The organism is Streptomyces kronopolitis, assembly GCF_050953795.1.
GTDB lineage: Bacteria > Actinomycetota > Actinomycetes > Streptomycetales > Streptomycetaceae > Streptomyces > Streptomyces kronopolitis_A.
In genome coordinates this window covers 5,749,380-5,769,731 of record NZ_CP191850.1, presented here as the reverse complement: position 1 = coordinate 5,769,731, position 20,352 = coordinate 5,749,380, and the positions used below count along the sequence as shown (strand labels likewise).

The window sequence follows — 20,352 nt, the reverse complement described above, 5'->3', positions numbered from 1 at the left end:
CGAATGCGACCAGGCGTCGCGGATCAATCTGGTATGCGCCGATGGGATGACACCTCACTCCTCCTCAGGCGGAGTGACAGCTACCGCTCGTGCCGCGTCGGGACCCTGTTCCAGCAGCACCGCGAAGCCGTCATCGTCCAGCACGGGGACCTTCAACTGCATGGCCTTGTCGTACTTCGAACCCGGGTTGTCACCCACCACTACGAATCCGGTCTTCTTCGAAACGGAACCGGTCACCTTCGCTCCGAGGTTCTGGAGGGCCTCTTTCGCGCCATCTCTGGTGTGTGACTGAAGTGTGCCCGTTACGACGACGGTGACGCCTTCGAGCGGCCGCGGGCCCTCGTCACCCTTGTGTTCCTCCTCCATGCGGACACCGGCGGCCCGCCAGCTCTCGATGATCTGCTGGTGCCAGTCCACGGCGAACCACTGCTTCAGGGAGGCGGCGATGGTGGCCCCGACGCCGTCCACGGCGGCCAGCTCCGTCTCGTCGGCGTCCCGGATGCGGTCGAGGGAGCGGAACTCCCGGGCCAGCGCCTCGGCGGCCACCGGGCCCACATGACGGATCGACAGGCCGGTGATGATGCGGGCCAGCGGGCGCTGCTTGGCCGCCTCGATGTTCTTCAGCATGGCCAGCGCGTTCTTTTTCGGCTCGCCCTTCTGATTGGCGAAAAAGGTGACAACCTTTTCCTCGCCGGTCTTCGGATCCCGCTTGGGCAGACCCGAATCGGGGTCCAGGACATAGGACTTGATGGGCAGCAGCTGCTCGATGTCGAGGCCGAAAAGATCTCCCTCGTCCTTCAGCGGCGGCTCCGCGGGCTCCAGCGGCTGGCTGAGGGCCGTGGCCGCGACATAGCCGAAGTTCTCGATGTCCAGGCACTTGCGGCCGGCCAGGTAGAACAACCGCTCGCGGATCTGGGCGGGGCAGGCGCGGGCGTTGGGACACCGCAGGTCGATGTCGCCCTCCTTGGCGGGCTGCAGCGCCGTCCCGCACTCGGGGCACTCGGCCGGCATCACGAACTCCCGCTCGCTGCCGTCCCGCAGGTCCACGACCGGGCCCAGGATCTCCGGAATGACGTCACCGGCCTTGCGGATCACGACGGTGTCGCCGATGAACACGCCCTTGGCCTTGACCACGTCCTGGTTGTGCAGCGTCGCGAACTCCACCTCGGAGCCCGCCACCGTCACCGGCTCCACCACGGCGTACGGCGTGACCCGGCCCGTACGGCCGACGCCGACGCGGATGTCGACCAGCTTGGTGTTGACCTCCTCGGGCGGGTACTTCCAGGCGATCGCCCAGCGCGGTGCGCGCGAGGTGGAGCCCAGCCGCCCCTGGAGCCGGATCTCGTCCAGCTTGACGACCACGCCGTCGATCTCGTGCTCGACGGCCGTACGGCGGGTGTCCGCGTCGCCGTAGTGGGCGATGAACGCGCGTACCGCTTCCAGGGAGTCGACGACCTCGTTGTGCGTGGCCGTCGGCAGGCCCCACTCCTTGAGCAGGTCGTAGGCCTGCGACTGGCGGTCGATCTCCAGGCCCCGGCGGGCGCCGACGCCGTGGACGACCATGTGCAGCGGGCGGCCGGCGGTGACCTTGGGGTCCTTCTGCCGCAGCGAACCGGCCGCGGCGTTACGGGGGTTGGCGAACGGCGGCTTGCCCTCGGCGACCAGCCGCTCGTTGAGCTCCAGGAACTTCTCCATCGGGAAGAAGACCTCCCCGCGCACCTCGACCAGCTCCGGGACCCGCTCGCCCGTCAGACGGTGCGGGATCTCGGCGATCGTGCGGACGTTGGGGGTGATGTCCTCGCCCGTCCGGCCGTCCCCGCGGGTGGCGGCGCGGGTCAGCCGGCCCTGCTCGTAGGTGAGGTTGACCGCCAGGCCGTCGACCTTCAGCTCGCACAGGAAGTGGTAGCCGGCGCTCCGGGGGTCGCCGCCCAGCTCACCGGCGAGCCGCTCGGCCCAGGCGGCCAACTCCTCGTCGTCGAAGGCGTTGTCCAGCGAGAGCATCCGCTCGCGGTGCTCGACCTCGGTGAACTCCGTGGCGTACGCGCCGGCGACCTTCTGGGTCGGGGAATCCGGGGTGCGCAGCGAGGGGTGCTCGTCCTCCAGGGCCTCCAGGGAGCGCAGCAGCCGGTCGAACTCCGCGTCGCTGACGACCGGGGCGTCCTTCACGTAATACCGGAAGCGGTGCTCCTCGATCTGCTCAGCGAGCTGCGCGTGCTTCTCCCGCGCCGCCGCGGGCACGTCGGATTCCGCTGCGTGCTGTTCGCCAGCCACCGTCTTGTCCTCCCGTGGTCCTTGAGTGCGGTCACTCAGGGTTGTCTGCGAGTGATCTCGCCGCCCGGACGCAGTGGGCGAGGGCAGAGCGGGCATAAGCGGGCGAAGCGCCCGCGAGCCCGCACGCGGGAGTGATCACCACGGACTCGCTCAGAGTCCCCGGCGTCAGCCCCAGCCTGCGCCACAGCGTCCTGACACCCATGACGCTACCGGCAGGGTCTGACAATGGACCGTCCACGCCCGGCACCACGCCAGCGAACAGCCGCGTCCCGCCCTCGACGGCCTCCCCGACCGCCTCCTCCTCACGCTCGGTGAGCAGCGAGAAATCGAACGAGATGCCCGCGACACCGGCGCGCCGCAGCAGACCGAAGGGCACATCGGGGGCGCACGAGTGGACGACCACGGGACCGCCGTCGGCCACCGCGACCAGATCGCGCAGCGCGCCCTCGACGACGGACCGGTCGACGGCCCGGTGGGTGCGGTAGCCGCTGGCGGTCTTCACCCGCCCCTGGAGCACCGCCGTCAGCGACGGTTCGTCGAGCTGCAGCACCACCTGGGCGCCCGGCACCCGCCGCCGTACGTCCGCGAGATGGCCGCGCAGCCCCTCCGCCAGGGACGCCGCGAGATCCCGGCAGGCCCCGGGATCGCCGACCGCCGCCTCGCCGCCCCGCAGTTCCAGGGCGGTGGCCAGGGTCCACGGGCCGACCGCGGAGACCTTCAGCGGCCCCTGGTACCCCTGGGTGAACTCCTCCAGGGCGTCGAGATCCTCCCCCAGCCAGGAGTGGGCGCGCCGGGTGTCGCGGCCCGGCCGGTCACTGATCCGCCAGCCGCTGGGCTCCACATGACCGTAGACCTCGACGAGCATCCCGAGGGTCCGCCCGATCATGTCGGCGCCGGGCCCCCGGGCCGGGAGTTCCGGCAGGTGGGGGAAGGATTCCAGCGACCCGGTGACGGTCTTCGCCGCTTCCCGCGCGTCACCGCCCGGCATCGATCCGACCCCGGTCGCCGCGCCCGCGGCCCACTTCTGCGTGCTGTTCTCACTCACCCAGGCAGGGTATGCGGCGGCACCCCGGCCGGGGTGCGGCGGGACGGGCGGCACCGGCCGCCCCCGGCCCGCACGCCCGCTCTTCACGCCCGGGTGCGGGTGCCGGTACGCGCGCCGGACCGGCCGCGTCACCGGCGCTTCGCTCCGCGCACCCGGCCCGCCGCCGCCGGCGGCTAGCGCCCCGGTCGCACCGACACGTCGTTGATCTCCGCGTCCCGCGGCAGATCGAGGGCCGTGAGGATGGCCGTCGCCACGGACTCCGGGTCGATCCAGCGGGACGCGTCGTACTCCTTGCCCTCCTGCCGGTGGGTGCTCTCCTGCATCGGCGTGGCCGTCCGCCCCGGGTAGACCGACGTCACCCGGATCCCGTTGTCGTGCTCCTCCGCGCGCAGCGCGTCGGCCAGCGCCTTCAGACCGTGCTTGCTCGCCGCGTAGGCGCCCCACTCGGCGCGCGCGCTCAGCCCGGCACCGGAGTTGACGAAGACGACATGTCCCTTGGCGACGCGCACCAGCGGCAGCAGCATCCGGGTCAGCTCGGCGGGCGCGACCAGGTTGGCGGCCAGCTGCCGCTGCCAGGCCTTGGCCGGCAGATCGCCGACCGGACCCAGCTCGATCACTCCGGCGCTGTGCACCAGGGAGTCGATGCGGTCCGGCAGCGGCTGCTGCCCGAAGGCCCACGACAGCTTCTCGGGGTGCGCGAGGTCACCGACAAGCGTGCGCGCGCCGGGGAACTGCTCGGCCAGCTCCTTCGCCCGGACCGCGTTGCGCGCCAGCAGCCACAGGTCCTCCCCGCGCTCCGCGAGCCGCCGTGCGACCGCCGCTCCGATGCCCGACCCTGCGCCCGTGATCAAGTGCGTACCCATGGGGCGATCCTAACGAGCGGGAGACGGACGCCGCGGGGTGGAGGGAGAGCAGCGGCCCGGCGGAGGGAGGGCGGCCGGGGCCTCGGAAGCGCGGAGGCCGCGGAAGGGGGCGTTCAGGCCCCGTTGCCCGCGCGCTCCTCCAGGTACGCCAGCGCGCCGGCGCCGTCGGCCGCGAAGAAGACCAGGTCGGCGAGCGGTATCGGCAGGAACCCCTCCGACTCCATCCGCCGGAACTGCTCCTGCAACCCGTCATAGAAACCTGCGGTGTTCAGCAGCACCACCGGCTTGGTGTGCAGCCCGTGCTTGCGCAGCTCCAGGATCTCGGTGGCCTCGTCCAGGGTGCCCGTGCCGCCGACCATGACGACGAGGGCATCGGCGCGCGCCAGCATCTGCGCCTTCCGCTCGGCGAGATCCTTGGTGACGATCATCTCGTCGGCCCCCTCACGGGCCTTGTGCGCCAGGAACTCCACGGAGACACCGATCAGCTTCCCGCCGGCCCGCTGCACCCCGTCGGCCATGACCTTCATCAGGCCGGTGTCCGAACCACCCCAGACCAGCGCATGACCGCCCGTACCCATCAACTCGGCGAACCGGCGGGCGGGAAGGACATAGCGGTCGTCGAGATCGGCGGCGGAACAGAAGACACAGATGTTCATGCGGCCACGATACGAGCCGGGCGGCGGGGGCGCCGGGGGCTGTGGACAACCGCGGGCTTCACCGTTGAGGCGGTGGAGGGCCGGGAGCCCGTGGAGGGCGGGGGGACCTGTGGAGGGCCGGGGCCGGGAGCCGCGAGGGACCGGGAGCCAGGGCCGCGAGGGACCGGAGGCCGGCCCGCGGCGCGCTCCCCCGCCCCCTCCCCCTCTCCCCCTTCGGGGGAGGGGGCGGGGGTGGGATCGGGGGTGGGGGGGGATACCCCGCCCTCAGATCAACCCTTGGTCCAGCATCGCGTCCGCCACCCGCTCGAAGCCCGCGATGTTGGCGCCCGCGACGTAGTCACCGGGCAGGCCGAAGCGCTCCGCGGTCTCGTAACAGCGCTGGTGGATCCCGCGCATGATCGTCGCGAGTTCGCCCTCCGTGCGCTCGAAGGCCCAGGCCTCCCGCGAGGAGTTCTGCCGCATCTCCAGCGCGCTGGTCGCCACGCCGCCCGCGTTGGCGGCCTTACCGGGGCCGAAGGCCACTCCGGCCGCCTTCAGGAGCGACACCGCCTCCGGTGTCGTCGGCATGTTGGCGCCCTCGGAGACCGCCTTGACGCCGTTGCGGACCAGGATCCGGGCGGCGTCCTCGTCCATTTCGTTCTGGGTCGCCGACGGCAGCGCCACATCGCAGGCCACGTCCCACACGCGCCCGCCGGGCACATAGGTGGCCGACACCCCGCGCCGCTGGGCGTACTCGCTGATCCGGCCGCGCTCGACCTCCTTGATCTGCCGCAGCAGAGCCAGGTCGATGCCCTTCTCGTCGACGACGTAGCCGCCGGAGTCCGAGCAGGTCAGCACGTTGGCGCCGAGCGCCTGGGCCTTCTCGATGGTGTAGATCGCGACGTTGCCGGACCCGGAGACCACCACCTGCTGCCCGTCCAGCTCCTCGCCGCGCTGCCGGAGCATCTCCTCGGTGAACAGCACGTTCCCGTAGCCGGTGGCCTCGGTGCGGGCCTTGGAGCCGCCCCAGGCCAGTCCCTTGCCGGTGAGGACACCGGCCTCCCAGCGGTTGGTGATCTTCCGGTACTGGCCGAACAGGTAGCCGATCTCGCGGCCGCCGACGCCGATGTCACCCGCCGGTACGTCGGTGTGCTCCCCGAGGTGGCGGTAGAGCTCCGTCATGAACGACTGACAGAAGCGCATGACTTCGGCGTCGGACTTCCCGTGCGGGTCGAAGTCGCTGCCGCCCTTGCCGCCGCCGATGTTCAGCCCGGTCAGGGAGTTCTTGAAAATCTGTTCGAAGCCGAGGAACTTCACGATCCCCAGGTTCACCGACGCGTGGAAGCGCAGACCGCCCTTGTACGGGCCGAGCGCGCTGTTGAATTCCACCCGGAAGCCCCGGTTGACGTGAATCGCCCCGGAATCGTCCTGCCAGGGGACGCGGAACATGATCTGCCGCTCGGGCTCGCAGATCCGCTCCAGGATCTTCGCCTCGGCGAGCTCCGGACGGGCCGCCAGCGCGGGGGCCAGCGTCTCCAGGACCTCCAGAGCCGCCTGGTGGAACTCGGGCTCCCCGGGATTGCGCCGGACCAGCTCGGCGTACAGGGATGCCGGCCCGGCCTGATGAGCGCCGGGCTTGACCTCAGATTGCACAGTCGACATGACTTCCGTTCCCTTCGTGGCCGCGGAAAGGCCGTCTGCGGTCCCGGGAATCTGACGACCCATCACACGCACGGAACGTCTGTGCGCGCATGTCGTCACCACTCCTCGCCCGGCAGCCGCCGACGCCCTGTCGCACCGCCGACACTATGGGGCAACATCGCGCCGATCGACTGTGGGATGCGCGACACGTCGATCACGTACGCCCCCGGCGGGCTCCCCGGACGTGCCCCGGGACCGCCCCATGCCCGCAGGTCAACGCATCGCCACAGGTCACCGGGCACCGCACGGCGCCCCCGCGCGCTGTGCGGCACCTCACAGTTGACCGCCCCCCACTCGGCCGACCCCGCACCGGTTGACGAGGCGGTCTCCCGGCCCCCGGTCCGCTCAGCTCGCGGCCCCGGCGACGGGGGCGGCGAAGGCGGCGGCTCCCGCGTCGCCGGACGGGTCCCCCGACGCCCGCTCGGCCTCGGCCTCGGCCTTGACCATCTTCTCCATCGGGTCCGCGCAGCTTCCGCCCCCGACGACCATCGCCAGCGCGACGGCCACCAGCGTCAGCACGGTCCCCAGCCACACCATCGTGTGCACCGGCACCGTGTACGCGCCGATCCCCTTCACCACGCACTCGGTCAGCAGCACGGTCCCCCAGATCAGCGAGAACCTCCGCTCGGCCCGGCGGAACCGTTCGGACCCGGCCATCAGACGGTCCCAGGCGGCCTCACCGGCCGCGCCGCCCTTCGTCACGAACGGCTTGAGCCCCGCGGTCATCAGCGGCTTCCCCAGGAACACGGAGACGATGATCGCGATCCCGATGACGCTGCTCGTCACGCTGTCCTTGGCGAGCATCAGCCGCGGATCACCGGTCACCGTGCTGGTGGCCAGGCCCACGAGGTTGACGACGAGGATCAGCAGCGCGAGGCCGTTGACGCCGGTGCGCCGCACCAGGCTCCAGACCGTGCGCAGCGCCGGCACCACACTGCTCCAGGCCAGCGCGGCCACCTCACTCAGCCCGAACCCGTCGCTCAGGAGGTAGTACGAGGCCATCGGAACGCCGACGTCCACCACCAGCGGCAGCAGGCTCTGCACCAGCGGGTTGGGCTGCTTGCCGCCCCCGGCGCCGTTACTCTCGCGCTGACTCCGGCTCTCGATCCGACTCACGATGGCTCCCCCGAGTTGGTGTCCGACTGCGTGTTCCTTCTACGCCTTCAGTTTCGGGCACGGCCGCCGACCGCAACAGACTCGACCGTCCTGGCTTCCGCATGACATTTGTCAGTACGCAGATGTCGGTACGCGGGTGTCGGGACGCGGGTGTCGACGCACGGCGGCCCGGGCTCAGTTCCGCGCGACGCGCAGCGCATCGCTCAGCGCCTCGGCCAACCGCCGGGAAAGGAAGCGGAACTCGCGGTCCGGCACTTTCGGATCGGCGTGCATCGCCCGTGCGTGGCGCAGTAGTTCCTCGCCGATGTCGAGCTGCATCTCCTCGATACCGTCGGCGAGATCGGAGACCGGGCCGCCCTCACCGTCCGTGATGAGGAGGCAGGGCCGGTCGTCCGTCGTGGTCCACGGCAGCAACCGCACCTGCGTCGTGGAAGGTGCGTAAGGCACTGAAGACCCGGAAGGCACAGAGGGTGCAGAGGTTGCAGAGGGTGCAGAGGTTTCGGGGCGTTCGCATCGCGGCGGTTCATTCATCATGCGGACAAGCCTCGCCGTACGGATCTAGCCTGGCCATCGAACGGCGCCTACTGTGCGCTACCACTCCGCAACTGTGCGAGGTGTGCGATGCCCCACAACAACGAACCGCCCGTCAGCCTCAAGATCTTCGGGAAGCAGTCCCGCTTCCTGCGCGAGCAACGCGGCATGACCCGCCGTGAACTGGCCGCGCTCATCCCCTACTCCGACTCCCAGATCGCCATGGTCGAACGCGGTGAGCGGCCGCCCAAGCCGGGATACGTCGACGCGGTGGACGCGGCGCTCGGCGCGGGCGGCGTGCTGCGCGTACTGATCCCCGACGTGGCGGAGAAGCACCATCCGGCGTGGGCCGAGGAGTACGTGAAGCTGCAGGCGGAGGCGTTGGCGCTGCATTCCTACTGCACGCACTTCCTCCATGGGTTGTTGCAGACGGAGGAGTACGCGGACGCGGTGTTCCGGTCCGTACGGCCGAGCATGGACGGCGACGAGATCGAACGGTCCGTACAAGCCCGTCTGGCCACGCAGATGCTGCTGACCCGCAAGCCCGCCTGCCGGATGACGTTCGTCCTGGAGGAGCCCGTACTCCGGCGGAAGATGGGCGGACAGGCCGTATGGGAGGGCCAGTTGAGGAACCTCCTCAAACTCTCCGAGCTGCACAATCTCCAGCTCCAGATCATGCCGCTCGCCCGTGAGACCCACGCGGGCATGGATGGCCCGATGACACTCTTGGAGACGCCGGAGCATCACACCATCGGTTACGTGGAAGGCCAGAGGGGCAGCTACTTCCTCACAGAGCCGGACGACATCAGTGTGGTGAGCCACCGATACGGCACACTGCGATCCCAGGCCCTCGACGCCGAGGCGTCGCGAGCCCTCATTCAGCGTCTGCTGACAGGAGAGGCATGAACACCGAACTGGCATGGTTCAAGAGCAGCTACAGCGGCGGAACGGGCGAAGCCTGCGTCGAAATAGCCGTCGCCTGGAGGAAGTCCAGCTACAGCGGTGGCGAAGGCGAGGCCTGCGTCGAGATATCCGCCTGCCCCCACACCGTCCACATCCGCGACTCCAAGGACACCTCGCTGCCCTCCCTCGCGGTCACCCCCACCACCTGGGCTTCGTTCCTCGCATTCGCCCAGGTCGCACCGGAAGCCGGCTGACCGGACACCGGTGGGGCGGCACCAGGTTCCGCCCCACCGTCCGCCGGTGACCCGGCCGACCAACCAAAGAACCCGGGAAGAGAACCCCACCCACCTACCGGCATCCCCACTCCTCACCCCATCGGGTGACTTGGGCGCGAGAGCGTCCGGAATGCGGTTACGCTCACCGCAGTTCCACTGCGACGGCAACGCCAGAGCAGCAACAACCGCACACAGAACGGCCCCCGGCGGGACGGCAATCCCACTCCGAGGGCCTGATCACAAGGAAGAAATCAGCTTCCCGATGACTTCAGCACATTCTAACGCGCCCTCCTCCGCGCCCTCACGCCCTTCCGGCGGCGTCATCCACATCCGTACGCGCCAGACCTCCCACTTCACCGTCCTCGCCAACCGCCTCGCGCAGCGCGCCGGTAGCGCCGTCACGGTAGGTGTCGCGGCGTACATCCTGTCCCTCCCCGATGGCGCTCCGATCACCATCGACGCGCTCTGCACGCACTTCGCCGAGGGCAAGACCGCCCTCGCCGGGGCGCTGCGCGAGCTGGAGGCCGAGGGCTGGCTGGAGCGCCGTGTCGAGCGCGGGCCGCGGGGCCGGATCGTCACCCGTACGTTCGTGCACGACCTGCCGCGAGGGGCCCGGCGGGCAGACCCGGGAGCACCCCCGGAGGCGTCCGGTCCGGGCTCCGAGCCCGCCACCGGGCCGCAGCGCCCGCCGCGATCTTCGCCCGCGCCGGTCACCGGCCCGCCCTCGCCGCAAGCGGCGGAGCTCCTCGCCGCCCTCCCCCACCGCGATCGCCGCCTGCTCCTCTCCGAGCGGGAGATCACCGCGCTCGCCCCCGCCGTCACGGAATGGCTGGACCGGGGAGCGGCCGCGCAGGAGATCACCGAGGCCCTGACCGGTGGCTTGCCCGCACGCCTCACCCGGCGTCCGGCCCGCCTCCTCGCCCACCGCCTCGCCGCGCTGCGCCCACCGTCCCGTCCGGCCCCGCCCCCACGGACCGACCGGCCACCCGTCGTCCCCCTCCAGAACTGCGAGGGCTGCGACCGCGCTTTTCGCGCCGCCCGTCCCGGCCGCTGCCGGGGTTGCCAAGCCTCCGAAAGGACTCGTTGTGCCGCATGAGGCCAGCCCCGCCACGAGAGCCGTCAGGATCCCCGGCACCTGCGGGAGGCGCGCGGGTAGGCCGGGGTGCCCGGCAGAGCGAGGAGACGAGTTCCGCATGAGCAGCCAACCAGTGCACCACGACGGGCCCCTCATGCCGATGCCTGATCTGACCCTCCCCGCCCTGCGCTCGGCGGTCGCCGTTTTGGCCCCCGCCAAGCTGCCGGAGCTGGTCGAGGAAATGCAGCAGGCGTTCGACCGGGCCGGCCAGGACGGCAGCACGGCACCGATCCGCATGTTCTACCGCCGCTGGGCCACCTTCATCGCCATCGAGCGCGACCCGGCCAGGGCGGCCCGGTTCCATGCGGCGGAGCAGCTGCTGCGGTCCAGCGACGCCGAGGACGAGAGACAGGCCGCCATTCAGGAGATCGGGGCCATCGTGCGCACCGCCCAGTGCGAGGCCGAGGCTCTGGAGGCCGGGTGAGCGAGTGGACCGGGGAGGCCTGTGAAGCGGCGGCGACGGATCGCCCTCGCTACGCCTCCGCCCGCGCCCGCCGTTCCGTGGTGGCGATGGTGGCCGAGCCGACCACCCGGGTGTCGTCGTAGAGGACGATCGCCTGGCCGGGGGCCACGCCGCGGACCGGTTCGGTGAAGGAGACGCGGAGTTCCGTGCCGTCGACGAGGTCGGCGGTGACCTCGGTCTCGCCGCCGTGGGCGCGCAGCTGGGCGGTGTACGTGGCGGGGCCGGCCACCGGGGGGCGGCCGCACCAGCGGGGGCGGATGGCGGTCAGGGCCGTGACGTCGAGGGCTTCGACGGGGCCGACGGTGACGGTGTTGTCGACCGGGGAGATGTCGAGGACGTAGCGCGGCTTGCCGTCGGCGGCCGGGTGGCCGATGCGCAGGCCCTTGCGCTGGCCGATGGTGAAGCCGTAGGCGCCCTCGTGGGTGCCGAGGCGGTTGCCGGACTCGTCGACGATGTCGCCCTCGGCCGTGCCGAGCCGCTTGGCGAGGAAGCCCTGGGTGTCGCCGTCGGCGATGAAGCAGATGTCGTGACTGTCGGGCTTCTTGGCGACGAACAGGCCGCGGCGGGCGGCCTCTTCGCGGATCTCGGCCTTGGTGGTGAGGGTGTCGCCGAGCGGGAACATGGCGTGCGCCAGCTGGCGGTCGTCGAGGACGCCGAGGACGTAGGACTGGTCCTTGGCCATGTCGGAGGCGCGGTGCAGCTCGCGGGCGCCGTCCTCGCGCAGGACGACCGTGGCGTAGTGGCCGGTGCAGACGGCGTCGAAGCCCAGGGCCAGGGCCTTGTCCAGGAGCGCGGCGAACTTGATCTTCTCGTTGCAGCGCAGGCAGGGGTTGGGGGTGCGCCCGGCCTCGTACTCGGCGATGAAGTCGTCGACGACGTCCTCACGGAAGCGCTCGGCGAGGTCCCAGACGTAGAAGGGGATGCCGATGACGTCGGCGGCGCGGCGGGCGTCGTGCGAGTCCTCGATCGTGCAGCAGCCGCGGGCGCCGGTGCGGAACGACTTGGGGTTCTCGGAGAGCGCGAGATGCACGCCGGTCACGTCATGGCCGGCCTCGGCGGCGCGGGCGGCGGCAACGGCGGAGTCGACGCCGCCGGACATGGCGGCGAGTACGCGGAGGCGGCGGGGGGCGTCATCAGTCATAGCCCGTCCAGGGTAGACGGAACCGCCGACAGGGTGGAAAGCGTTGAGGAGCGCATGGGGAAAAGTGGCGGGGAGCACGGTGACGGGAGCGGTGGCGAGCAGGACGCACCCGGGGTGACGCGGCGGCGGGCGCTGTGGATCGGGGGCGGCTCGGTGCTGGCCGCGGGGGCGGCGGCCGTCGCGGCACGGGACGAGCTGGCGGGCTGGTGGTGGCGGCTGCCGGGGAACGACAAGCCGCGGACGGCGGGCGCGGTCGACTTCCGGGGCGCGCGGTGGGTCGCGGCGTCCCCGGCGAACTACCGGCGGGCCGACCGGCCGGCGGACCACCCGATAGACCGGGTGGTGATCCATGTCGTCCAGGGCAGCTTCGCGACCGCGCTGCGGGTCTTCCAGGATCCGGATCATGAGGCGGGCGCCCATTACGTCGTCCGCGGGGACGGATTCCTCGCCCAGATGGTCCGGGAACTGGATGTGGCGTTCCATTCGGGGAACCGCGACTACAACGAGCGCAGCATCGGGATCGAGCACGAGGGGTTCGTGGACCGGCCGGAGTCCTTCACCACTGCCATGTACGCGTCGTCGGCGCGGCTGACGGCGGGGATCTGCCGGCGGTACGGCTTCCCGGCCGACCGGGAGCACATCGTGGGGCATGTGGAGGTGCCGGGGACGGATCACACCGACCCGGGGCCGCACTGGGACTGGGACCGCTATCTGCGGCTGGTCCGGGCCGAGCTGCACCGGGCCGCAGGGGCGGCGGAGGGGTCGCCCGAGCCAAAGGGACAGCCCGGGCCGGGCTGATCCCGCGGGAGCACGTATCGGACAGCCCGCAGAGCGTTTCGTCCGGAGATGCCGGAGTCCTCAGAAATGGGGTGCGCTGGGGACGGCGCAGCGGCCAAGGTGGGGACCATGCCTTGCAGAATCATGTTCGTCCACCTCAAAACGGGCTACGACACCGACCGCGGACCGTCGTGGATCGGATGGGTGGACTTCTCCAAGACCTGGAAAACGGCCTATTTCCAAGGGCGGACCCTACGGCGTGCCACGGGGTTCGGCTTGTTCGACGCCAACTTCTACGACGTCGAAACCGACGAGGAATTCTGGCTCTCCGGACCGAAGCGGGACCGCAGCGACACACGGTACGGACCGGAAGGGCCGGCCGTGGAGGACGACGCCGCAGACGCCTACCGCGCGTTTCTCCACGGGGCGCCGCTTCCCGGCCGGAAGAACGGCCGGTACGGGACCGGGCACCTCGCCGCCCACGGTCGGTCCGCACCCTCCGACGGCGGGCCGGCGCCGGACCGGCCCGGCCGCTCCGACTGACCCGCCCGTCCGGCTGGCGGGTCGAAATGACCACAAATACCCTGAATCCATCGGGTGGTGCCGTCCGCCACGAGGAGTGGAGCGGCGCCGGCCGGGCAGCGAGACGCTGCATGTGCGGCCGCCCGGCCGGGACGGAGGACGACCGCCGGCCGGGACGGGGACAGCCGTCGGCAGGCCCGGGTGTCGCGAACAGCTGGGGAGCGTGACGAGTGACCACAGTGCTGGTATCGGGCTTCGAGCGGTACGGCACGACACCGGTGAACCCCGCGCAAGGCGTCGCCGAAGCCTTGGACGGTACGGAGGTCGAGGGTGCTGCGATCGTCGGGCTGGTGGCACCGAGCCGGTGGTTCGACTGCGTCGACGTCGTCGCCGAGGCCATCGACCGGACCGCTCCCCACCTCGTGCTGATGCTGGGCGAGTACGGCGGACGGTCGATGATCACGGTCGAGCGCATCGCCCAGAACTTCAACGACTCCGCCCGCTACCGGGTCGCCGACAACAGCGGGCGCGTATTGCAGGGCGATCTCACCGACCCTGACGGCCCGGTGGCCTACTGGTCGACCCTGCCGCTGCGCGCGATGGTCCTGGCGATGCGCGCGGCCGGCATCCCCGCCGACATCTCCGACGCGCCGGGCACGCTGATGTGCAACCACCTCATGTACGGGGTGCTCCGACACGTCGCCACCCACGGACTCGCGGCTCGCACCGGATGGCTCCATCTGCCCCACCTCCCCGAGGTCGCCGCCCTGGACATCAACCTCGGGGCACCGAGCATGTCGCTGGCCACGTCGGCCGCCGGGGTCCGTGTCGCCATCTCCGCGGCGCTGGAGCACGCCGACGACGTGCCCGACCACGTGCACTCGCGACTCCAGATCTGAGCTTCCTGCCCGCGTCCCGCAGAGGCCGCCCGCACCTCCCGTTTCCGGGACACCCCCTAGCTCAGCCCCGCGCTCCGGGCCCGCTCCACGACCGGGCCGATGGCCTGGGCCAGGGCCGCCACGTCGTCCGCCGTGGAGGTGTGGCCCAGGGAGAACCGCAGGGTGCCGCGGGCCAGCTGCGGGGACATGCCGGTGGCGAGCAGGACGTGACTGGGCTGGGCGACGCCGGCGGTGCAGGCGGAGCCCGTGGAACAGGCGATGCCCTGGGCGTCCAGGAGGAGGAGCAGGGAGTCGCCCTCGCAGCCGGGGAAGGAGAAGTGGGCGTTGGCGGGGAGCCGGCCGGCCGGGTCGGGGTCGCCGCCGAGGACGGCGTCCGGGGCGGCCGCGCGCACCGCCTTGACCAGGTCGTCGCGCAGCGCGCCGATGTCGCGGGCGAAGTCCGCGCGGCGGCTGACGGCGCTGTGGCCGGCGGTCGCGAAGGCGGCGATGGCGGGGGTGTCGAGGGTGCCGGAGCGCACCTGCCGCTCCTGGCCGCCGCCGTGCAGCACCGGCACCGGGGCGTACTCACGGCCCAGCAGCAGGGCGCCGATGCCGTACGGGCCGCCGATCTTGTGGCCGGAAACCGTCATCGCGGCGAGCCCGGAGGCGGCGAAGTCCACCTCCAGCTGACCCACGGCCTGCACCGCGTCCGCGTGCAGCGGGATCGCGAACTCCGCTGCCACGTCGGCGAGTTCACGGACCGGCTGGACGGTGCCGATCTCGTTGTTGGCCCACATGACCGTGGCGAGCGCGACGTCGGCGGGGTTGCGGGCGATGGCCTCGCGCAGCGCGTCGGCGTGCACCCGGCCGAGGGCGTCGACCGGCAGCCATTCGACCCGGGCGCCCTCGTGCTCGGCGAGCCACTCCACGGCGTCGAGGACGGCGTGGTGCTCGACGGGGCTGGCGAGGACGCGGGTGCGGGAGGCGTCGGCGGCCCGGCGGGCCCAGTACAGGCCCTTGATCGCGAGGTTGTCGGCCTCGGTGCCGCCGGCGGTGAAGACGATCTCGCTCGGGCGGGCGCCGAGGGAGGCGGCGAGGGACTCGCGCGCCTCCTCGACGGTGCGCCGGGCCCGCCGGCCGTCGGCGTGCAGCGAGGACGCATTGCCGGTGACGGTCAGCTGGGCGGTCATCGCCTGCACCGCCTCCGGGAGCATCGGGGTGGTGGCGGCGTGGTCGAGGTAAACCATGGTGCGCACGATTCTACGAGCCGGCGCGACGGGCTCCGGGGGCGCATCCGCGGCGCGCGGAAGCTTGGTGCCCGCAGGCGGCGGCTCCGCCGGTCCGGGGCGCGGTGCGGGGGCGGCCGCCGGCCCCCGGCGCCCCGTCCTTCGGCACCTCCCGACGCCTCCCGACACCCCTGTAGGGAGTCACTGGCCTGACCGTCGTGACCGACCGGCTTCCGGACCGTACGTTCCGCACGGCGCCGGGGTGCCCCGGTGCGGTGGGCCGTGCTCGGGGACGGACGGCCCGGCCGCACCCCGGCTACGGGCCGAGGCGGCGGCCGAGGGCGCGGAGCGCGGCGAGCGTCCCGGCTTCCCCGTCGGCCGCCGCTTCCTCCGCCGCCGTGAGCGCGTCGGAGGTGGTGAACGACTCCAGCGTGGCGCGCAGACCGGGCAGGGCGGTGCGCGGGCTCCGGCCGGTCCGCTCCATCTCACGGACGTGGCCGTCGAGTTCGGCCGCCAGGGCGTCCAGGGCGGCCGGCGCGCCGGGCTCCCCGTCCGCGGGCGGCCGCAGCCGCAGCTGGTCGCCGAGTGTCCGGACGGCCGCCGTCAGGTCGCGCAGCACCGTGCCGGTGCGGGCGGTCTCCGCGGCGCGCGAGAGGCCCGGCCGGCGCGGGCCGGCCCTCGGCGGGTCCGGCCGCTCCCGGAGCAGGGCGCGCACTTCGGCGGTCTGCGGGGCGGCGAAGTCCTCCAGCACGGCGAGCGCTTCGCACCAGTCCGTCCGGGCACCCTGCCGGTGTCCCAGGGCGGTCCGGGCGTGGCCCCCGGCGGTCAGGGCGTCGGCCCGCCACCGCTCCCCGCCCGGTACCAGCAGCCGATCCGCGGCGTCCTCGGCGGCCGAGACCGCCTCGGCGGGCCGGACCAGGGCCACCATCGCCTCGGCCATCCGGCAGCGGGTGCGGCCCGCCCACAGGCGCTGGCGGTCCGCGTCGAACAGGGGCAGGGCCCGGGAGAGTTCACGGAGCGCGCCGGCGGGGCGGCCGGCCGACGAGAGCGCCACGCCCAGGGCGTAGTGGCCGTGTGCGAGCCGCGGGGAGCCGGCGGCGGCCTCGCGGTGCAGGGCGACGCTCCGCTCGGCGAACAGCACGGCCTCGTAGCCGTTGCCGGTCGCCGCCCAGAGCCGGGCCAGCGCGCCGAGCACCAGGGCCTCGCCGAGCCCGTCGCCGCGGCGCCCGCACCGCTCCCAGGCCGCGGTGAGATGGCGTTCGGTGGCGTCGTACCGCGCCTGGTGCAGGGCGGTGAGCCCGCGCGCGTACGGTGCCCGGAAGCGGGTCAGCGCGTCCCCGCAGCGGTCGGCCAGCTCCTCGGCCCGGCACGCCGCGGCCTCGGCCTCGTCGGCCTTGCCCAGCGCGAGGTAGGCCTCGGCCAGCGCCAGCCGGGCCCGGCCCTCGGCCCGGGCGTCGCCCGCCCCCGCCGCCCGCGCCGCCACGGTCCGGGCGGCCGGCTCGAAGGCGGCGGAGAGCACCCCGCTGTCCGCCGCGGTCCCGGCGAGCACCAGCAGATCGGCGGCGGTGCGAACGGTGCGCGGGGAGCGGAGCACGGCACGGCGGACGACGGCGAGCAGCTGCGGCAGCTCCTCGGCCCAGGCGGCCAGGGACGCGGCGCGGTCCTTCGTCGTGGGCAGCGGGCCGGGCGAGGAGGCGCGGGCCAGGTCCTGGAGCGTCCGCTCCCCCGGATACCGCAGGGCGTACCTCTCCCGGCCCGCGGCCAGGTACCAGGTCAGCAGCCGCGACAGCGCCGCGTCCCGCTCCGCCGCGGGCAGCTCGCGCCCGGCGGCCTCGCGGGCCGGATCCCGCATCGCGCCGGCGAGGCGGTGCCGGTCGCCCGCCGCTCGCTCCAGGGCACCGGTCGCCACCAGTTCGTCCAGCACGGCCCGGGTCCGCGGTGCGGATTCGTCCAGCAGCGCCACCGCGGCGCCCAGGGGGAGGCCGGCGGGCGGGGTGTCCGCGAGGTCCGCCAGGGCGAGCAGGCGCAGGGCGCGCCGCGCGGGCGCGGAGAGCCGGCCGTCGAGCGCCGGGAGCAGCGGTTCGGGGCGTCGCTGCGACGGCACCGCCCCGTCCGTCCGGCCGGGGACCGCGCCACCCAGCCGCTCCAGCACCGGGCTGGCCAGGACGGCGAAGGCCCGCGCCGAGGACCGCAGCCGCAGCTCGCCGTCCGCGTCGCCCATCAGGACCGGGAAGTCGGGCAGCCGCCCCATGTACGGCTCCAGCGACCGGCCGACCGCCTCGACGACCTCCACGGCCGCCTCCGCACCCAGCCCGCTGAACAGCAACTCCCGTACACCGGGCCGGAAATCGTAGACGGGCCCGGCGCCCGCGCCCGGTGGCGGTGCGCCCAGGGCGCGGTCCAGGGTGTGGGCGGCGGAGGTGTCCCGGGCGCCGTCGGTGCGTTCCAGGAGGCCGCCGAGGAGGATCTCCGCCACATGGGTGGGGCCGGCGTCGGGCATCGTGGCGGCGCGCACCAGGTGCATCAGCGGGGTGGTCAGCGGACGGACGGCGGAGAGGCGGACCGCGAGCCGGTAGGCCTCGGGGGAGAACGCGCCGCGGAAGTGCGCCAGCAGCTCCTCGGCGCTGCCCTCGGGCCGGGCCGGCTCGCGGTGTCCGGGCCGTTCGTCCAGCAGCACGGTGTCGAGCAGATGCGGCACGCCGGGGCGGGTGAGCAGACCCGCCCACTGCTCCAGCGCGGACGCGGTCGGATGCAGCACGGGCAGCGCGAGCACCCCCGCCGCCTCCGGGTCGCGTTCACCACTGAGCGGATCGCAGACGAGGAGGCGGCCGAGTCCGTCGAACGCGCCGGGCGCGGCCAGCAGCCGGGGCCGGGCGTCCAGTGCGGTGCCGCGCCACAGCCGCCGCGGCAGCGGGTTCAGGACGGCCAGCGGGCCGCCGTCGCCCCAGGCGGCCAGTGCGCGGACGGTCTGCGGGCTGCGCCATCCCGGGCTGGTGCCGTCGGTCAGTACGAAGGTCACCGTGGCGCCCGCGGAGCGACGGCGGTGCACCGGCCCGCTCGGGTGGTGGGGGTCGATCCGCTGGACCCGGACGGAGCGGAAGACCGTGCTCCGGGCGAGCAGCGCGCGCAGTTCGGCGGCGAGCGGCCCCCACACCTGCATGGCGGCCGAACAGTCCACCAACAGCACCGCCGACCAGCGCCGTTCCTGCTCCGGGCGGGCGACGACGTCGAGGAAGCCGGTCTCGGCGGCGAGCCGGACGGTGGCTTCGACATCGGTGACGGTGCGGTGCGGGTGGTCGCGGGACCTGCGCAGCGGGCGCAGCGCGCGGCCCAGCTGCTGGGCGTCGGGCAGCGCCCGCCCGCCGGGCACCCGCGCGGGCCGGGCCCGCTCCGCGCCGGGTCCACCGCCCTCGCTCCCCCAGGCGTAGAGGGCACGGCGGGGCCGGGCGGGGGGCGTCAACGGGTCCGACGGGGCGGGTGGTGGAGGAGCGCACGCGGGAGCCGAGGCGTCGGCCGGGTCGTCGGCGGTGGGATCGGCAGGCGGCGGGGATGCCGCATCGTCCGGCCGCTCGTCAGATGGCGTACGCGCAGGGCCCGTTACGCCGTCGGCGCCCCCGGCCGCCACACCCGCCGGGTCGGCCGCCCCTTCGCCCCTCTCCCCGTCCCCACCCGCCCACTCCGCCGGCTCCCCCGCATCCGTCGGCTCCCCGGCCACCGCGTTGCCCTCCATCGCCCGGGCCAGCCACAGCACGTCGAGGAGTTCGGCGGCCCCGAGGTCGTAGCCGGCGGCCGACATGGCCTGTCGCAGTCGGTCGATCATGGCGCCATGGGCTCGTCGAGGCGGTGCAGCACGGCGCCGAGCAGCTCGTCCTTGGTGAGGTCGGCGCCGCTGATGCGCAGGTGGACGGCGGCCAGCAGCTGGTCGGTGGCCAGTGTCTGGGTCTTCGCGCGCTGGTGGAAGACCTCGATGAGGTCCTCCGCGGCGGCGACCGCCCGCTCGCCCAGGTTGTGTTCGATGATCTTGCGCAGCCGGTCGCCGGTCGGCTCCGGCAGATCCAGCCGCACGCACCGGCGCAGGAAGGCGGGCGGGAAGTCCCGTTCGCCGTTGCTGGTCATCACGACCACCGGGAAGTGGGTGCAGCGCACCATCCCGCGGTGGATCGCGACCCGCTCCCGGCTTCCGCTCAGCAGGACCTGTACCTCCTGCTGGTGCTCGGGCAGCCGGGCCAGCTCCGGGATCTCGAACGCGCCTTCCTCCAGGACCACCAGCAGGTCGTTGGGCAGGTCGATGTCTGCCTTGTCGAGTTCGTCGACGAGCAGGACCCGGGGGCGGCCGGCGGCCAGCGCGCTGCCGAGCGGGCCGAGGCGCAGATACTGGCCGATGTCCCCGGCGGCCGTGGCGCGCGGGGTCCTGGGGCGGCGGACCGGGCCGTGGGAGGCCTCGTGCTCCCGGCGCAGCGAGGCCTCCCGCAGGCGGCCCACGGCGTCGTAGCGGTAGAGGGCGTCCTGCAGCGTGGAGCGGCTGTTGACCGACCAGCGCAGCACGTCACCGAGCCCGAGTTCCTCGGCCACGGCATGGGCCAGCGAGCTCTTGCCGGCGCCGGGGCGGCCGGTGACCAGCAGCGGACGGTGCAGATGCAGCGCCGCGTTGACCACGGAGATCTCGTTGCGCTCCAGGAGGTAGGGCGCACGGGAGGCCGCCGTCCCCCCTTCCGCCGGGAAGCGCCGCCAGGGCGGGGGCGCGGGCAGGTCCGCCGGGCCGCGGAACACCCACCAGGCTTCCGGCGTCGCCTCCGGGTCGTGGGGGGCGCCTGCTGCGCTCTGTCCGGTCACCGCACGTTCTCCTCGTTCTTCGCTGTGTACTGCCGTC

General features: G+C 73.1%; 18 protein-coding genes. 7 read left to right on the top strand and 11 right to left on the bottom strand.

Features of this window, described 5'->3' with window-relative positions:
- Positions 1–54: 54 nt before the first annotated feature.
- The 7 genes from ligA to ACQP17_RS25620 form a co-directional block, all read right to left on the bottom strand.
- Positions 55–2,271 (bottom strand): NAD-dependent DNA ligase LigA, encoded by a 2,217-nt coding sequence (gene ligA / locus ACQP17_RS25650; RefSeq protein ID WP_433858392.1) that lies wholly within the window; start codon positions 2,269–2,271, stop codon positions 55–57.
- A gap of 31 nt (positions 2,272–2,302) precedes the next feature.
- Positions 2,303–3,316: a methionine synthase gene (locus ACQP17_RS25645; RefSeq protein ID WP_433858391.1), complete on the bottom strand. Its 1,014-nt coding sequence runs from the start codon at positions 3,314–3,316 to the stop codon at positions 2,303–2,305.
- A gap of 173 nt (positions 3,317–3,489) precedes the next feature.
- Complete coding sequence (locus ACQP17_RS25640) at positions 3,490–4,179, bottom strand: SDR family oxidoreductase (RefSeq protein WP_433858390.1); 690 nt, start codon at positions 4,177–4,179, stop codon at positions 3,490–3,492.
- Positions 4,180–4,292: 113 nt separating this feature from the next.
- Positions 4,293–4,835, bottom strand: a complete 543-nt coding sequence (locus ACQP17_RS25635; RefSeq protein ID WP_433858389.1) for a TIGR00730 family Rossman fold protein — start codon at positions 4,833–4,835, stop codon at positions 4,293–4,295.
- Between the two features lie 264 nt (positions 4,836–5,099).
- Entirely contained in the window at positions 5,100–6,476 is a 1,377-nt protein-coding gene (gene gdhA, locus ACQP17_RS25630) for an NADP-specific glutamate dehydrogenase (RefSeq protein WP_433858388.1), read from the bottom strand.
- 384 nt (positions 6,477–6,860) lie between these two features.
- Positions 6,861–7,559 carry a VC0807 family protein gene (locus ACQP17_RS25625; RefSeq protein WP_433860005.1) on the bottom strand — a complete coding sequence of 233 codons (699 nt, stop codon included), beginning with the start codon at positions 7,557–7,559 and terminating at the stop codon, positions 6,861–6,863.
- A 246-nt stretch (positions 7,560–7,805) separates the two neighbouring features.
- Entirely contained in the window at positions 7,806–8,078 is a 273-nt protein-coding gene (locus ACQP17_RS25620; RefSeq protein WP_433858387.1) for a hypothetical protein, read from the bottom strand.
- Positions 8,079–8,252: 174 nt separating this feature from the next.
- Between ACQP17_RS25620 and ACQP17_RS25615 the strand changes: the two genes are divergently transcribed.
- The 4 genes from ACQP17_RS25615 (at position 8,253) to ACQP17_RS25600 (ending at position 10,899) form a co-directional block, all read left to right on the top strand.
- Positions 8,253–9,068 carry a helix-turn-helix domain-containing protein gene (locus tag ACQP17_RS25615; protein WP_433858386.1) on the top strand — a complete coding sequence of 272 codons (816 nt, stop codon included), beginning with the start codon at positions 8,253–8,255 and terminating at the stop codon, positions 9,066–9,068.
- Entirely contained in the window at positions 9,065–9,319 is a 255-nt protein-coding gene (locus tag ACQP17_RS25610; RefSeq protein WP_433858385.1) for a DUF397 domain-containing protein, read from the top strand. The genes ACQP17_RS25615 and ACQP17_RS25610 overlap by 4 nt, the downstream gene beginning before the upstream one ends.
- Positions 9,320–9,602: 283 nt before the next feature.
- Entirely contained in the window at positions 9,603–10,436 is an 834-nt protein-coding gene (locus ACQP17_RS25605; RefSeq protein WP_433858384.1) for a hypothetical protein, read from the top strand.
- 97 nt (positions 10,437–10,533) lie between these two features.
- Positions 10,534–10,899 carry a hypothetical protein gene (locus ACQP17_RS25600; RefSeq protein ID WP_433858383.1) on the top strand — a complete coding sequence of 122 codons (366 nt, stop codon included), beginning with the start codon at positions 10,534–10,536 and terminating at the stop codon, positions 10,897–10,899.
- 49 nt (positions 10,900–10,948) lie between these two features.
- Here the strand turns inward: ACQP17_RS25600 and mnmA are convergent, their stop codons facing one another.
- Entirely contained in the window at positions 10,949–12,079 is a 1,131-nt protein-coding gene (mnmA, locus tag ACQP17_RS25595) for a tRNA 2-thiouridine(34) synthase MnmA (protein ID WP_433858382.1), read from the bottom strand.
- Positions 12,080–12,133: 54 nt separating this feature from the next.
- Between mnmA and ACQP17_RS25590 the strand changes: the two genes are divergently transcribed.
- The 3 genes from ACQP17_RS25590 to pcp all read left to right on the top strand — a co-directional run bounded on the left by ACQP17_RS25590 (position 12,134) and on the right by pcp (position 14,277).
- Complete coding sequence (locus ACQP17_RS25590; RefSeq protein WP_433858381.1) at positions 12,134–12,877, top strand: N-acetylmuramoyl-L-alanine amidase; 744 nt, start codon at positions 12,134–12,136, stop codon at positions 12,875–12,877.
- 108 nt (positions 12,878–12,985) lie between these two features.
- A complete protein-coding gene (locus ACQP17_RS25585) occupies positions 12,986–13,399 on the top strand; it encodes a hypothetical protein (RefSeq protein WP_433858380.1) in 414 nt (137 codons plus the stop codon).
- Positions 13,400–13,608: 209 nt separating this feature from the next.
- On the top strand, positions 13,609–14,277 hold the full coding sequence (gene pcp, locus ACQP17_RS25580) for a pyroglutamyl-peptidase I (protein ID WP_433858379.1): 669 nt from the start codon (positions 13,609–13,611) through the stop codon (positions 14,275–14,277).
- A gap of 56 nt (positions 14,278–14,333) precedes the next feature.
- On the opposite strand, the gene ACQP17_RS25575 is transcribed toward pcp, so the two are convergent.
- From ACQP17_RS25575 to ACQP17_RS25565, 3 genes are all read right to left on the bottom strand, one after another.
- The gene (locus ACQP17_RS25575; protein ID WP_433858378.1) at positions 14,334–15,503 is read right to left on the bottom strand and encodes a cysteine desulfurase family protein; all 1,170 of its coding nucleotides are present in this window, start codon (positions 15,501–15,503) and stop codon (positions 14,334–14,336) included.
- Between the two features lie 295 nt (positions 15,504–15,798).
- Positions 15,799–19,302, bottom strand: coding sequence for an SAV_2336 N-terminal domain-related protein (locus tag ACQP17_RS25570; protein ID WP_433858377.1), 3,504 nt, complete (start codon positions 19,300–19,302; stop codon positions 15,799–15,801).
- On the bottom strand, positions 19,299–20,315 hold the full coding sequence (locus ACQP17_RS25565; protein ID WP_433858376.1) for an AAA family ATPase: 1,017 nt from the start codon (positions 20,313–20,315) through the stop codon (positions 19,299–19,301). The genes ACQP17_RS25570 and ACQP17_RS25565 overlap by 4 nt, the downstream gene beginning before the upstream one ends.
- Positions 20,316–20,352: the final 37 nt, after the last annotated feature.

Excerpts from the sequence above, each read along its gene's own strand:
- ACQP17_RS25640 (WP_433858390.1), bottom strand. The coding sequence starts at position 4,179 with ATGGGTACGCACTTGATCACGGGCGCAGGGTCGGGCATCGGAGCGGCG.
- ACQP17_RS25635 (WP_433858389.1), bottom strand. The coding sequence starts at position 4,835 with ATGAACATCTGTGTCTTCTGTTCCGCCGCCGATCTCGACGACCGCTAT.
- gdhA (WP_433858388.1), bottom strand. The coding sequence starts at position 6,476 with ATGTCGACTGTGCAATCTGAGGTCAAGCCCGGCGCTCATCAGGCCGGG.
- ACQP17_RS25615 (WP_433858386.1), top strand. The coding sequence starts at position 8,253 with ATGCCCCACAACAACGAACCGCCCGTCAGCCTCAAGATCTTCGGGAAG.
- ACQP17_RS25610 (WP_433858385.1), top strand. The coding sequence starts at position 9,065 with ATGAACACCGAACTGGCATGGTTCAAGAGCAGCTACAGCGGCGGAACG.
- ACQP17_RS25605 (WP_433858384.1), top strand. The coding sequence starts at position 9,603 with ATGACTTCAGCACATTCTAACGCGCCCTCCTCCGCGCCCTCACGCCCT.
- ACQP17_RS25600 (WP_433858383.1), top strand. The coding sequence starts at position 10,534 with ATGAGCAGCCAACCAGTGCACCACGACGGGCCCCTCATGCCGATGCCT.
- mnmA (WP_433858382.1), bottom strand. The coding sequence starts at position 12,079 with ATGACTGATGACGCCCCCCGCCGCCTCCGCGTACTCGCCGCCATGTCC.
- ACQP17_RS25590 (WP_433858381.1), top strand. The coding sequence starts at position 12,134 with ATGGGGAAAAGTGGCGGGGAGCACGGTGACGGGAGCGGTGGCGAGCAG.
- ACQP17_RS25585 (WP_433858380.1), top strand. The coding sequence starts at position 12,986 with ATGCCTTGCAGAATCATGTTCGTCCACCTCAAAACGGGCTACGACACC.
- ACQP17_RS25575 (WP_433858378.1), bottom strand. The coding sequence starts at position 15,503 with ATGGTTTACCTCGACCACGCCGCCACCACCCCGATGCTCCCGGAGGCG.
- ACQP17_RS25570 (WP_433858377.1), bottom strand. The coding sequence starts at position 19,302 with ATGATCGACCGACTGCGACAGGCCATGTCGGCCGCCGGCTACGACCTC.